General features: G+C 65.4%; 15 protein-coding genes. 5 read left to right on the forward strand and 10 right to left on the reverse strand.

What is annotated here, in order from left to right; translation table 11 throughout:
- Positions 1-133: 133 nt before the first annotated feature.
- From recF to Sj15T_RS00395, 3 genes are all read left to right on the forward strand, one after another.
- The gene (gene recF, locus Sj15T_RS00385) at positions 134-1204 is read left to right on the forward strand and encodes a DNA replication/repair protein RecF (RefSeq protein ID WP_013039384.1); all 1071 of its coding nucleotides are present in this window, start codon (positions 134-136) and stop codon (positions 1202-1204) included.
- A gap of 107 nt (positions 1205-1311) precedes the next feature.
- Positions 1312-1842, forward strand: coding sequence for a CHAP domain-containing protein (locus Sj15T_RS00390; protein WP_013039385.1), 531 nt, complete (start codon positions 1312-1314; stop codon positions 1840-1842).
- Positions 1843-1928: 86 nt separating this feature from the next.
- Positions 1929-2624 (forward strand): CHAP domain-containing protein, encoded by a 696-nt coding sequence (locus Sj15T_RS00395; protein ID WP_013039386.1) that lies wholly within the window; start codon positions 1929-1931, stop codon positions 2622-2624.
- Positions 2625-2686: 62 nt separating this feature from the next.
- Here the strand turns inward: Sj15T_RS00395 and Sj15T_RS00400 are convergent, their stop codons facing one another.
- The 7 genes from Sj15T_RS00400 to Sj15T_RS00430 all read right to left on the reverse strand — a co-directional run bounded on the left by Sj15T_RS00400 (position 2687) and on the right by Sj15T_RS00430 (position 7550).
- Entirely contained in the window at positions 2687-2962 is a 276-nt protein-coding gene (locus tag Sj15T_RS00400) for a DUF3297 family protein (protein WP_007687751.1), read from the reverse strand.
- Between the two features lie 62 nt (positions 2963-3024).
- Complete coding sequence (locus Sj15T_RS00405) at positions 3025-3852, reverse strand: serine protease (protein ID WP_013039387.1); 828 nt, start codon at positions 3850-3852, stop codon at positions 3025-3027.
- A gap of 3 nt (positions 3853-3855) precedes the next feature.
- Positions 3856-4278: a DUF350 domain-containing protein gene (locus tag Sj15T_RS00410; protein WP_007687754.1), complete on the reverse strand. Its 423-nt coding sequence runs from the start codon at positions 4276-4278 to the stop codon at positions 3856-3858.
- A gap of 111 nt (positions 4279-4389) precedes the next feature.
- Positions 4390-4701 (reverse strand): hypothetical protein, encoded by a 312-nt coding sequence (locus Sj15T_RS00415; RefSeq protein ID WP_013039389.1) that lies wholly within the window; start codon positions 4699-4701, stop codon positions 4390-4392.
- A gap of 110 nt (positions 4702-4811) precedes the next feature.
- A complete protein-coding gene (locus Sj15T_RS00420) occupies positions 4812-6053 on the reverse strand; it encodes a cyclopropane-fatty-acyl-phospholipid synthase family protein (protein WP_013039390.1) in 1242 nt (413 codons plus the stop codon).
- A gap of 31 nt (positions 6054-6084) precedes the next feature.
- A complete protein-coding gene (locus Sj15T_RS00425) occupies positions 6085-6831 on the reverse strand; it encodes a molybdopterin-dependent oxidoreductase (RefSeq protein ID WP_041386268.1) in 747 nt (248 codons plus the stop codon).
- Between the two features lie 2 nt (positions 6832-6833).
- A complete protein-coding gene (locus Sj15T_RS00430) occupies positions 6834-7550 on the reverse strand; it encodes a cytochrome b/b6 domain-containing protein (RefSeq protein WP_013039392.1) in 717 nt (238 codons plus the stop codon).
- Between the two features lie 410 nt (positions 7551-7960).
- Between Sj15T_RS00430 and Sj15T_RS00435 the strand changes: the two genes are divergently transcribed.
- Entirely contained in the window at positions 7961-8476 is a 516-nt protein-coding gene (locus tag Sj15T_RS00435; protein ID WP_007687764.1) for a porin family protein, read from the forward strand.
- Positions 8477-8626: 150 nt separating this feature from the next.
- Here the strand turns inward: Sj15T_RS00435 and Sj15T_RS00440 are convergent, their stop codons facing one another.
- From Sj15T_RS00440 to Sj15T_RS00450, 3 genes are all read right to left on the reverse strand, one after another.
- Positions 8627-9052 (reverse strand): hypothetical protein, encoded by a 426-nt coding sequence (locus Sj15T_RS00440; RefSeq protein WP_013039393.1) that lies wholly within the window; start codon positions 9050-9052, stop codon positions 8627-8629.
- 86 nt (positions 9053-9138) lie between these two features.
- A complete protein-coding gene (gene rlmN / locus Sj15T_RS00445) occupies positions 9139-10398 on the reverse strand; it encodes a 23S rRNA (adenine(2503)-C(2))-methyltransferase RlmN (RefSeq protein WP_013039394.1) in 1260 nt (419 codons plus the stop codon).
- 164 nt (positions 10399-10562) lie between these two features.
- Positions 10563-11051 carry a hypothetical protein gene (locus Sj15T_RS00450; protein WP_253720683.1) on the reverse strand — a complete coding sequence of 163 codons (489 nt, stop codon included), beginning with the start codon at positions 11049-11051 and terminating at the stop codon, positions 10563-10565.
- Positions 11052-11228: 177 nt separating this feature from the next.
- Between Sj15T_RS00450 and dnaN the strand changes: the two genes are divergently transcribed.
- Positions 11229-12341 carry a DNA polymerase III subunit beta gene (gene dnaN / locus Sj15T_RS00455; RefSeq protein WP_007687769.1) on the forward strand — a complete coding sequence of 371 codons (1113 nt, stop codon included), beginning with the start codon at positions 11229-11231 and terminating at the stop codon, positions 12339-12341.
- Positions 12342-12399: the final 58 nt, after the last annotated feature.

Here is a 12399-nt window from a genome sequence, read left to right on the forward strand (position 1 = left end):
AGTTGGCCATCTCCCGGCATTCAGAATTCCCAGACGCTGCTCGTCCCGCCGCCTTCGCGGGACCATCGGCTGTTTACTCCATGCTTCTTACTCCACCCTTCCCCAAAGCCGCCGCACTGGTTAGAGCCGCCTCATGATCGGCCGTCTTACCTTGAGCGATTTCCGCAACCATGCGGATGCGCTGATCATGCCCGATCACAGCTTCATCGTGCTGACTGGCGATAATGGCGCGGGCAAGACCAACATATTGGAAGCCGTGTCGATGCTGGCGCCGGGACGCGGCCTGCGCGGAGCGGCCCTGCGCGACATGGCGCGCCAGGACGGCGCGGGCGGCTTCGGCATAGCGGCGGAGGTGGATGGAGTGATGCTGGGGACCGGCGTCCTCGCCTCCGCCCCTGATCGGCGGCAGGTGCGTATCGGCGGCGTCGCCTCCTCCGCAAACGCGCTGGCGGATCATCTGTCCATTGTCTGGCTCACCCCCGCCATGGACCGGCTGTTCATGGACAGCCCCGGCGGGCGACGGCGTTTCCTGGACCGGCTGACGCTGGCGCTTCACCCCGCCCATGCCGCGCACAGCGCCCGCTACGAGGCGGCGATGCGGGCGCGCAACCGGCTGCTGAACGATCTGTCCGCCGCCGATCCTTCCTGGCTGAGCGCGCTGGAAACGCAGATGGACGAGCATGGCGCGGCCCTTGCCGCCGCCCGCGCCGATCTGGTCGGCCGCTTGCAGGCCGCGCTGGAGGACCAGCCCGACCATCCCTTTGCCCGTCCGCTGCTGGCGATCGAGGGGGAAGGGGAGGGCGACGAGCCCCTGGGGCTTCGCCTGGCCCGCGAACGACGCCGCGATGCCGCTGCCGGTCGCACCTTGTCCGGCCCGCACCGGCAAGACCTCGCCGTCGTTCACGCCGCCAAGGCGCAGGCTGCCGCGCTCTGTTCGACCGGCGAGCAGAAGGCGCTGCTGCTCTCCATCCTGCTCGCCCATGCGGCTCTGGTGGCGGCTCATCGCGGCCAGCCGCCGGTGCTGCTGCTCGACGAAGTGGCGGCGCATCTCGACCCGTCGCGGCGGGCCGCGCTGTTCGACCGGCTGCGGGAAACCGGCAGCCAGGTCTGGATGACGGGGACGGAATCCGCACTTTTCAACGGCTTGCCTGTGGCCAGCCGGTTTTGCGTAACGGCGGGGCACGTCTTTCGTTCCGCAGATTGACGCGCCGCAACAACGACTCGTCGCTGGCTGCTTTTCAATGCGTCCGGCGTCTGCCCTAAAGCATGGCACGGGGTTAAGTCGTTCAAATAGTCGGGGGTCGCATTCCTATGATCGGTGGTTTTCGCGCTATTGTCGCAGCGGCAACGCTTGCACTCGGCGCCCTGATCACGACCCCGGCCGCCGCCGGCGTCCTGCAATGCGCGCCCTTCGCCCGGCAGGTTTCCGGCATCGAGCTTTACGGCAACGCCAATAGCTGGTGGAGCCAGGCCGAGGGCCGCTATGAGCGCGGCCATGAACCCCGCGTCGGCGCCGTCCTTGCCTTCTCTGCCAGCCGTTCCATGCCGGTCGGCCATGTCGCCATGGTCAGCAAGGTGGTCAGCGAGCGCGAGGTGCTGCTGACCCATGCCAACTGGTCCTATCGCGGCGGCATAGAGCGCAACGTCCGCGCCATCGACGTGTCCCCGAACAATGACTGGACCGACGTGCGCGTCTGGTATGGCCCGATCGGCGACCTGGGCCTTCGCCCGAACCCGACCAAGGGCTTCATCTACGCGCACAAGGCGAGCGAGGCTCCGGTGCAGATCGCCATGGCGGATCGCGCAACCGCGGGCGCCGAGGCCGCCCGTGGTGCTTTCTGACATTTTAACCATTTCCTAAGGGCTGCCGCCTAGTTTCCTTGGCGGTGGGGCGATTCTAAAACTTTTGGGGTCGCATGAAAGTGGGAATGATGCGCTGGGCAGCCTTGCTGCTGGCGGGCTTGGCGACGACGCCCGTGCTGGGCGCGACCGTGCTGCAATGCGTGCCCTATGCGCGCACCGTCTCCGGCGTCCGAATTTATGGCGACGCGCTGACCTGGTGGGACCAGGCGGAAAATCATTATAAGCGCGGCCATGCGCCCCGCAGGGGCGCGGTGCTGGCCTTCCGTCCCATCGGCCCGATGGTGCTGGGCCATGTCGCGGTGGTCAGCAGGGTGCTGGACGATCGGCGCGTGCTGATCCGGCATGCCAACTGGTCGGCGCCCGGCGCGATCGAGGAGGATGTGCTGGCAGTCGACGTGTCCGAGGAAGGCGACTGGAGCGCGGTGCGCGTCTGGCACAGCCCGACCAACCAGATGGGCGCGCGCAGCAACCCGACCTTCGGCTTCATCTATCCCGACAAGCCGCAATTGCGCGAGTTCCGGCCAGACCCGGCGCTGGGCGTCAGCACGCGCTTCGCCAGCATGACCGTCGTCAAGGATGATCCGGAGGAGGAGGCCGCCTCGCCGCGCCGGGCCGCCGCCTTGCCGCCGCGCCGGGCCGCCGCCTTGCCGCCGCGCCTGGCGCTCGACCTGCGCGCCATCGGTTATGCCGATGCGACGCCTTCGGCCCGTTCGCTGCGCGACATCATCGCGGACGTGAAGCGGGACTCTGTCCTTCGTTGAAGCATCCTGGTGTTCCTGCGAAGGCAGTAACCCGGTTCCTTTTCAGGCAGCGCAGGCGAAAATCATTCCGCCTTGTCCGCCGCTTCCTCCGCGCCCTCGGCAGGATTCTCGAACCAGGCCTCGACCGGCCCGGACAGCTTGATCGTCAGCGGCTGGCCGTGACGGTCGCGGGTCTTGCCCGCCGCCACGCGAATCCAGCCTTCGGAGATGCAATATTCCTCGACATCGTTGCGGACGCGGTCCTTGAAGCGGATGCCGATGCCCCGCTGGAGCACGTCCATGTCGAAAAAGGGACTCTTCGGGTTGGTGGAAAGGCGGTCGGGGGGCGTATCGCTCATGATGGTCCAAATCCTGTCAATCTGGGCGCGGCCTAGCCTCCAGGCCCACCTGCCGTCAACCGTTACGGTCCATCGTCGACATCGCAGAAGATGCGCCGGATAACCCCCTGCGCCAGCCAGGACTGGAAACGGGCATGCGCATCGGCCAGATCCAGGAAGGGGTAGGCGACCGGCCGTTCCCCCACCGCCCGGCTGGCGACGACCAGCCGCATCATGGCATCGGGGGCCGTGGTCAATATGCGCCCGCGCCGGTCGGTTGCGGCGCTGTTGACGCCGACGACATGGCCGTCCTCGGCAAAGACCGGCCCGCCGCTGATGCCCGACAAAGTGCCGTCGCCCATCGGAATGCGCGCATGTTCGGCCCAGGCGAGCACGGGCTGCGTATCCTGCCCAGCGCCACGTCGGGCGCGGGCGGCGCCGATCAGTTCCGATATGACCAGCGTCGGTTGTCCGCCCGGAAAGCCCATATGATAGCCGACCGATCCGGGCGGCGGCATGCGGTCCGACAGCGGCAGCGCGTGGTCGCTCGCCACGCCGCCGCGCACCAGCGCCGCATCGGCCTCCCGGCTTTCGACCAGGCGCGACACGGGACGGGCGAAGCCGCCCTGCTCTATGCCGACCCGCGCGCAGCCATGGGTGACATGCTCGGCGGTCAGCCAGGCGCCGTCCCGGTCGATGGCGAAGGTCGTGCCCATGCTGTCGGCAGGCGCCTCCGTCCGTTCCTCGATGACGAAGCTCTCATCGCTCCATTGCGGCATCGGCCGGCGCGGCGAGCGCGGGTCGAACGCCTCGACATGCAGCGGCGTGGGCTTGGTGACCTCGCTGATCCACAGCAGGGCGAGGATGATGCCGAGCAGGCCGGGCAGACAGCCGAAGCGTCGGCCCGCCATGGCTCAACCCGCGACCGCGCCGGCGGTGAGGCAGGCTATGGCGACCTTCATCATGGCGAGGAAGATGGCGGCGGACCGTTCGTCCGCCTCGATCCGGGTCGGAAGCGCGCCGAGCAGGAAATCGACCGCGCGAAAGGCGATGAGTTGCAGGATCAGCGTCACGCTGCCCCAGATCATGATGTCCCAGACATTGACCGATCCCGCCAGGCAGAAACCCAACGGCACGGCCAGCCCGATCGCAGCCCCGCCCAGCGAGATCGCCGCGGCCCCATTGCCCGCCCGGATCAGCGCGAATTCGTCATGCGGGGTGATCCACATGTAAAGCGCCAGCGCCGCCAGCCAGGCCAGCGTCGCAGAGGCGAGGTGCAGCAGGAAGATGGGCAGGCCGGACAGCAGGCTCTGGATGACGGGCATGGGATCGGTCATCCCGTCAAAATGCCGCAAGCGCTTGCCGGGCGCAATCGCGATAGACGACGGAATGGGCAGGCCTTCCTCCCCATCGGCGGATGGGGAGGGATTTCATGGCAAAAGGTCAGGTCAATTGCACACCCGCACCTTCACGCGCCGGTCGCGATAATGATTGTAGCGCCATTCGGTCCAGCAACGCTGGCGATAATGCCCGCGCCAGGACCGCCGGTCGCCGCGCCAATAGCGGCGGTCGTCATGCCGCCAGTCGCGCCGCCCGTCCCAGCGCCTGTCGTCCCAACGCCTGTCGTCCCAACGATCGCCGCGATACCCGTCGCGATAGCCATAGCCGCCATAATATTGCGCCTGTGCAGGGGCCGCGCTCGCCCCCATGGCGGTGATCGCCAGGCCCAGGGCGGCAGCGCCCTTCCACAAGATGTTCATGTCCGTTTCTCCTCAACATGCACGCCCGTCGCCGGGGTCATGAAGGAAAGATGCTCCGGCCTTACTGAACCGTCCGGGAACGGCGTCGTCAGCCAATGTTCATGGATGGATCAGCGGCCCCGAAGGGCGCTTTCCGCCTCCAGCATATAGTCGCGGGTGATCGGCAGGCTGCGGCGGTCGCGAACATATTGGACCTGGTAATTCACCATGCCGCCATGTTCGAACACGGTGGCCGCGCCCGCCAGATAGAAGGTCCACAAGCGGAAGAATCGTTCGTCGTACAGGGCGATGATGTCCGCCTTGTGCGCCAGCGTCCGCTTGTACCATTGGCGGATGGTGAGGCCGTAATGGATGCGCAGCACTTCTACATCCGTGACCATCAGGCGCGTGCCCTCGCTGCCCTGGATCATTTCCGACAAGGCGGGGATATAGCCGCCGGGGAAGATATATTTCCGGGTGAAGGCGTCCGTGATGCCCGGCCCGTCGACCCGGCCGATGGTGTGGACCAGCATCACCCCGTCCGGCGTCAGCAATTCGCGGCACTTGTTGTAGAAGGTGCGGTAATCCCCGGTCCCGACATGTTCGAACATGCCGACCGAAACGATGCGGTCGAAGGGGCCGTCGATGTCGCGATAGTCGATCAGTTCGAAGCGCACGTGGTCGGCCACGCCCGCATCCTGCGCCCGCTGCCGCGCGACCTTGAGCTGCTCCTCCGACAGGGTGATGCCGGTCACGTCCACGCCGCAGGTGCGGTGCAGGTACAGCGCCATGCCGCCCCAGCCGCAGCCTATGTCCAGCACCTTCATGCCCGGTTTCAGGTGCAGCTTGGCGGCGATATGCGCCTTCTTGTCCTCCTGCGCCTGTTCCAGGCTGATCCCCGCCTCATTGTCCGCATCGGGGAAATAGGCGCAGCTATATTGCCGGTCCCGGTCGAGGAAGAGCGCGTATAGCGCGCCCGACAGGTCGTAATGATGCGCCACATTGGCCTTTGCCCGCGCCCGGTGATTAGCGGCCCACAGCCTGCGCCGGACGGCCTTGAACCCGCGCTTTACGGCGCCAAGGTCGCTGATCGACTTGCCCGTCTCCCACGCATTGTTCATGCGGATGAGGGAGATCAGCTCCATGATCCCGCCGCCCTCTATGGCGACGCGCCCGTCGATGAACGCCTCCGCCATGCCCAGGCGCGGATCCTTGACGATGTCGAACGGCACGCGCGCGTCGTGGAATTTCAGCGCCAGCGACGGAAAGCCCGGCTCAGGGGTTCCAACCGTGATCTTCCTGCCGTCATGATAATAGATGCTGAGCTGGCCCCGCGTGACCAGCCGCTTGATGACGCGATCAAACAATTTCATGGGGCTACCCTGTCAGGTCATCCGGTCGGCGTCAAATGCCCGCATACCAGTCATAACCGGCCCGGTCCTCCCAATAGCCGCCCTTGCCGCCGCCTATGCCCTCCAGGCTTGCGACCGCCTCGATCTTCATCAGATATTTCGCCTGCTTGTAGCCCAGTTGCCGTTCCACCCGCAGCCGGAGCGGCGCGCCGTTCGCCACGCGCAGGGGTTTGTCGTTCAGCGCGAAGGCCAGGATGGTCTGCGGGTGGAACGCGTCCACCAGGTCGATGCTTTCATAATAGCCGCGCCCGCCGCCCATATCGTCGGCGCAGTGGAAGACGATGTACCGCGCCCCGTCCCGCAGCCGCGCCGCGTCGAGGATAGGCTTCAGCGGCACGCCGCGCCATTTGCCGATGGCGCTCCACCCCTCGACGCAGTCGTGGCGCGTGATCTGCTCGCGATGGGGAAGGGCGTGGAGCTGCGCCAGGGAGAGGGAAAGCGGCCGTCCCACCAGCCCCGACACGTGCAGCCGCCAGTCGGCAAAGCCGTTGCGCCACAGCGCCTTATATTCGGGCGTGTTCGGATTGGCCGTGCCGTTGGGGCGGAAGAAGGGGGAGATCTGGTCGGGCCGAAATTCCCGCGCCAGCGCGTCGTGGGCCATCAGGCCGCGCTGCGCCCATTTATGGAAATTCTCGGCGGAAAACAGCGCGTCCCGCACCGCCTCGTTCTTCGCCAGCCGGTCGCATCCCGCCAGCGTCGCGGCGGCCCCCAGCACCAGGGTGCGGCGGCTGAGGATCAGGCTCAACGCCGCGCCTCCGGCACGCGATAGCGCCCGCTGATCATCGAGCGGATTTCGTTCAAGGGTCCGGCGAGCAGCACCATCAGCATATGCACCAGGAAAAAGGCCGCCAGCGCGAAGGCCGCGATGAAATGGATCGAGCGCGCCGACTGGCGGCCGCCGAACAGGTCGACCAGCCAGGGCCAGGCCGCGTTCATGCCCGGCGACATGGCAAGGCCCGTCAGGATCATGAGCGGCAGCGCGACGAAGATCACGGCGATATAGCTGGCCTTTTGCAGCACATTATAGCGCAGCGCCGCTTCCCCCGCGGGAAAGCGCAGCCGGGCATGATCGCGGATGTCCTGCCACACATGGCGCGGCGCAAGTTCCCCGCGCCGGAAGGCAAGGTCGCGCCCCAGATGCCCGCCGAACAGGCTCCAGAGCATGTAGAAAAGCAGCGCGAAGGCGAAGATCGGCGCGGCGCTCAGGTGCCAGTGCCGCGACATCGCCAGGTCATAATGCGCGGGCAGGGTGATCCAGCTTCCGAACCGTTCCAGCACCAGCCAGGCATGGTCGTAATTCGCCCCATATTGCCCCCAATAGAGCCGGGGATGCGCGTTGAAGATGCCCAGCCCGCTGGTGAACAGCACATAGAGCAGCAGCGCGTTCAGCCAATGCCACAGCCGCACCGGCAGCCGGTGGCGCAGCACCGTTTTCCGCTGGGGCAGGGCGCGTTCCATGGGCCATGGATACCCTTTTGGGCCGACAGCGTCAAAAGGATGGAGATGCTGCGCGCATGAAGCTTTTTTCATGATTCCGTTCATATGGGAGCCAGCTTGCAGGTCCATAAGCGCGTCGAAGCGCCCATGGTAACGGAAAGGGGAGGCACGCCATTTTCATGCAAAGTCAGACTGTTGCGAAAAAGCATCATGCGTTCGTAAAGTTCATATCCAACTTGCAACAATAACAATCAGGTTACATATGCGCGTCGTCAGCGACACCAATCGCTGCATGCAGGACGGGAGGATAGACCGAATAGAATCGGCATTCCAAATGGCGATGAAATAAATAACGCAACGCTATCCCGTAAAAAGAGAACAAACGCCTGTCCTGTTCCTGGACTGTGCGTTTCTGATGACATGAGGACTTTATGAAGACTGTGATTTTCGCAGCCCTTGCTGCTGCCGCCGTTTCCGCTCCCGCTTTCGCCCAGGACGCCGCCCCCTTCACCGGCCCGCGCGCCGGCGTGACGCTGGGTTATGACAAGTTCGACGGTAACGACGGCTTCGCTTACGGCGCCAGCACCGGTTATGACATTGCGATCACGCCCAACGTAACCTTTGGTCCGGAAGTGGCATTCAGCGACTCCACCACCAGCCTGGGCGCCGGCGTGGAAGTTAGCCGCGATCTCTCCGCTTCGGTGCGTCTTGGCTATATCCTCAATCCGAAGGTGCTGGCCTTCGGCAAGGTGGGCTATGCCAATACTCGCGTTGAAGCGTCGAACAGCAACTCGGGTGGATCGTTCGAAGGCGTGCGCTATGGTGGCGGCCTGGAATTTGCTGTGACTGGCAACACTTACATCTCGGCTGAATATCAGCGCAGCGAGTATGAAGACGGCATTGGCGGCCGCGACGCTGGCGTCGTCGGCATCGGTTTCCGTTTCTAATCCCCTCTCGGATGGAACAGGGAAAGGGCGGCCCGGCTGGGGCCGCCCTTTTTCCATGCCCTGCTTCCGTCGTCTCGATGATCGGTAGCGCTTCCTGTTCCTGCGAAGGCAGGAACCCAGTCCCGCCGCTCATGTTGAATTCTTCGCTACCTAATCCCAGGGTAGCGCCCTCAAATCCGGCTCCACCCAAGCGCGCCGCGCCTCCACCGACATCAACCGCTCCCGCGACCAATAGGCGAACAGCCAATCCTTGTCGGCCATCGGAGATTCCATCAGCGCCGCAAAGGCCTCCGCCGGCGAAGCCCCGCCCGGCAACCCCGCCAAAACCGCCCGCGCCGCCTTCAGCGAAGCCAGGGTGATCGTCTCATGATAACCGGACGTGTCGCTGTTCACCCCGCCGACGCTCTCATTATAGGCGGCGATCATCCCCGCCATGTCGCGCTCCGGCACGATCTCCGGCCGCCGCAGCATCAGCCACAGCGCCGTGGAGAAATGCGCCCGGTGCGTCCATTCCTCCTTGGACAGCGTCCCCGCGCAAAAGCCCGTCGCAATCCGCTCAATCTCATCGTCCGTCATTCCGCTCGCCCCCAAAAAAGAAAAACCCCGCCGTTCCAGGCGGGGCTTCCGTCTCGCGCCGCGAAGGCGCGCCCATTGACCCCGCTCTATCCCAGCGCCGCTTGCTTCTCCGCCGCCAGCCGGTCCAGTTCCGCCCGGCTCTTCTTCTCGCTGGCCGACTTCAACTGCCCGCAGGCCGCCATGATGTCCCGCCCGCGGGGCGTGCGCACCGGCGCGCTGATCCCGCCCTCGAACACTATGTCGGAAAAGCGCCTGATCCGCTCCGGCGTCGAACATTCATAGTCCGTGCCCGGCCAGGGATTGAACGGGATCAGATTGACCTTGGCGGGCAGCTTATACTGGCGCAGCAGCCGCACCAGTTCCCGCGCATCCGCGTCGCTGTCATTCTTGTCCTTGATCATCACATATTCGAAGGTGATGCGCCGCGCATTGTTCGCGCCCGGATAGTCGGCGCAGGCCTGCAACAGATCCTCGATGCCGTATTTCTTGTTCAGCGGCACCAGTTCGTCGCGCACATCCTTGGTCACGGCATGCAGCGAAACCGCGAGATTGACGCCGATCTCTTCCCCCGCCCGCGCCATCATCGGCACCACGCCGGAGGTTGACAGGGTAATCCGCCGCTTCGACAGGGCCAGCCCGTCGCCGTCCATCACCACCTTCAGCGCGTCGCGCACATGATCGAAATTATAGAGCGGCTCGCCCATCCCCATCATCACGATATTGGTCAGCATTCGCCCGTCGGTGCTGTACTGGGACGCGTCGTCCGCCTCATCGTCATTAGCCGACGCCATGCTGCCCTTGGGCCACTCGCCCAGCGCATCCCGCGCCAGCATGACCTGCCCGACGATCTCGCCCGGCGTCAGGTTGCGCACCAGCCGCATCGTCCCGGTATGGCAGAAACGGCAGTTGAGCGTGCACCCGACCTGGCTGGAGACGCACAGAGTCCCCCGGTCCGCGTCCGGGATGAACACCATCTCATAATCTTGCCCGTCGTCGGACCGCAGCAGCCATTTGCGCGTGCCGTCGCTCGACACCTGCGCCTCGACCACTTCGGGCCGCCCCACGACGAAGCGTTCCGCCATCCAGCCGCGCATCGGCTTGGCAAGATCGGTCATGGCGTCGAAATCCGTCTCGCCGCGATGGTAGAGCCAGTGGAACAACTGTTTCGAGCGCAGCTTCGCCTGCTTGACGTCAAGCCCGGCCTCTTCCAGCGCGCCCCTGATCTGCGGCCGCGACAGCCCCATCAGGTCGACGCGCCCATCCTCGCGAGGCGTCACGGCGCGGGGCACCGGCACAGGATCGATAGCGCCGGGAATCGGCATCAGGGGATTGGCGACTGACTGCATGGCCGCGCCCATAGCGGATTTCGGGGGATTTTGGAAGGGCGGCGCTAAACCTCCCCCGTTCGCCCTGAGCTTGTCGAAGGGCTTTACTTCCTCTTCACCTTCAACGCTCGAAAGAAAGTGAAGCCCTTCGACAAGCTCAGGGCGAACGGGGAGGGGAGATAGCCTTACCGAATCCTCGCACATCCCAAGGCCGCCGCATCGATCGCCGTGGCCGCCCCGCGCAACATATAGGTATCCGCAAAACCCCGCCCCCGCGCATCCCGCGTCTGCACGCTCATGCTGGTGGCGGACCGCATCGCCGCGACGATCGCCGCGTCCGCCCGCGCATCCGGCGCCCAGGCGTCGACCTGTCCCGCCACCAGCGTGAACCGCCGGTCCCCGACATTCAGGATCACCGCCGCGTCCCCCATCCGCATCCGGCTCAGGCGGAAATGCACTTGCCCGCGCACCCTTTGGCGCGGCCAGCTCCCAACCGCCGCAAAGCCCTCCGACTTCGCGGCTACGGGCATGGCGATGGCATAGCAGCGCGGGCCGCCGCCGGATGGGGCAGGGGCCGGATCGCGAAACGCCCCCCACGCCTCGAACACGCCCAGCGAGTCCCGCGCCTGCGCGGCGCCGCCGACGGTCAGCAGGGAAAGAGCGAGGGGCCACAAAGCTTTCACTCCCCCGGCAAAGCGCAAGCCGTTCCTTTTTGCAACCCTCGCCGCAACAAAGCGCCACCCAGCGCTTGCAGGGGCCGCAACAGCGGCTATGAAGGATCATCCATCATTGTCGCCCGGATTCGACTGTCTCCGGGCTTTCGCAAGAAAAGAAACGGACAGAACAGGGACATGAAGGCCACCATCGAACGCGCAACGCTGCTCAAGAGCCTCAGCCACGTCCAGTCGGTGGTCGAGCGGCGCAACACGATTCCGATCCTGTCCAACGTGCTGATCGAAGCGTCCGCGGACGGCGCGATCAAGCTGATGGCGACCGACCTCGACCTCCAGATCGTCGAAAGCGTCTCCGCCCAGGTGGAACAGCCCGGCGCGACCACGATCAGCGCCCACACCCTGTTCGACATCGCCCGCAAGCTGCCCGAAGGGTCGCAGGTCTCGCTCCACGCGGCGGAGGGCAAGATGCTGATCCAGGCGGGCCGCGCCCGCTTCAACCTGTCGACCCTGCCGCGCGACGATTTCCCGGTGATCGCGGAAGGCGATCTGCCGACCAGCTTCGAACTGCCCGCCGAAACGCTCAAGCAGATCATCGACAAGACGCGCTTCGCCATCTCGACCGAAGAGACGCGCTATTATCTAAACGGCATTTATTTCCATGTGTCGGATGACGGCCAGCCCGTTTTGAAGGCCGCCGCGACCGACGGCCACCGCCTCGCCCGCGTCACCGTGCCCCGTCCCGACGGCGCGGACGGCATGCCCGGCATCATCGTGCCCCGCAAGTGCATCGGCGAACTGCGCAAGCTGCTGGATGAGGTCGATGGATCGGTGCAGATCAGCCTGTCCGCCAGCAAGATCCGCTTCGGCCTGGGCAGCGCGATCCTGACCAGCAAGCTGATCGACGGCACCTTCCCCGATTACAGCCGCGTCATCCCGACCGCCAACGACAAGCTGCTCAAGATCGACCCGCGCAGCTTCGAGGAAGGCGTGGACCGCGTCGCCACCATCGCCACGGAAAAGACCCGCGCCGTCAAGATGACGCTGGACCGCGACAAGATCACCCTGTCCGTCACCAGCCCGGAAAACGGCACGGCGGCGGAGGAAGTCCCCGGCGCCTTCCAGGGCGAGGGTTTCGACATCGGCTTCAACGCGCGCTATCTGCTGGACATTCTTGGCCAGATCGACAGCGACCTGGTGGAACTCCACCTGGCCGACGCCGCCGCGCCGACCCTGATCCGCGAAGACGACCGCAGCCCGGCCCTCTATGTGCTGATGCCGATGCGCGTTTGAGGCGTTAAGCCGCTTCAAGACATATCCTCCTTCCGTAGGCGGGAAGGGGAATGTCTTG

This window comes from Sphingobium sp. TA15 (genome assembly GCF_037101235.1).
Classification (GTDB): Bacteria; Pseudomonadota; Alphaproteobacteria; order Sphingomonadales; family Sphingomonadaceae; genus Sphingobium; species Sphingobium indicum.

Coding starts and splice junctions, on each gene's coding strand:
- recF (WP_013039384.1), top strand. CDS start 134: ATGATCGGCCGTCTTACCTTGAGCGATTTCCGCAACCATGCGGATGCG.
- Sj15T_RS00390 (WP_013039385.1), top strand. CDS start 1,312: ATGATCGGTGGTTTTCGCGCTATTGTCGCAGCGGCAACGCTTGCACTC.
- Sj15T_RS00395 (WP_013039386.1), top strand. CDS start 1,929: ATGATGCGCTGGGCAGCCTTGCTGCTGGCGGGCTTGGCGACGACGCCC.
- Sj15T_RS00400 (WP_007687751.1), bottom strand. CDS start 2,962: ATGAGCGATACGCCCCCCGACCGCCTTTCCACCAACCCGAAGAGTCCC.
- Sj15T_RS00405 (WP_013039387.1), bottom strand. CDS start 3,852: ATGGCGGGCCGACGCTTCGGCTGTCTGCCCGGCCTGCTCGGCATCATC.
- Sj15T_RS00410 (WP_007687754.1), bottom strand. CDS start 4,278: ATGACCGATCCCATGCCCGTCATCCAGAGCCTGCTGTCCGGCCTGCCC.
- Sj15T_RS00415 (WP_013039389.1), bottom strand. CDS start 4,701: ATGAACATCTTGTGGAAGGGCGCTGCCGCCCTGGGCCTGGCGATCACC.
- Sj15T_RS00420 (WP_013039390.1), bottom strand. CDS start 6,053: ATGAAATTGTTTGATCGCGTCATCAAGCGGCTGGTCACGCGGGGCCAG.
- Sj15T_RS00430 (WP_013039392.1), bottom strand. CDS start 7,550: ATGGAACGCGCCCTGCCCCAGCGGAAAACGGTGCTGCGCCACCGGCTG.
- Sj15T_RS00435 (WP_007687764.1), top strand. CDS start 7,961: ATGAAGACTGTGATTTTCGCAGCCCTTGCTGCTGCCGCCGTTTCCGCT.
- Sj15T_RS00440 (WP_013039393.1), bottom strand. CDS start 9,052: ATGACGGACGATGAGATTGAGCGGATTGCGACGGGCTTTTGCGCGGGG.
- rlmN (WP_013039394.1), bottom strand. CDS start 10,398: ATGCAGTCAGTCGCCAATCCCCTGATGCCGATTCCCGGCGCTATCGAT.
- dnaN (WP_007687769.1), top strand. CDS start 11,229: ATGAAGGCCACCATCGAACGCGCAACGCTGCTCAAGAGCCTCAGCCAC.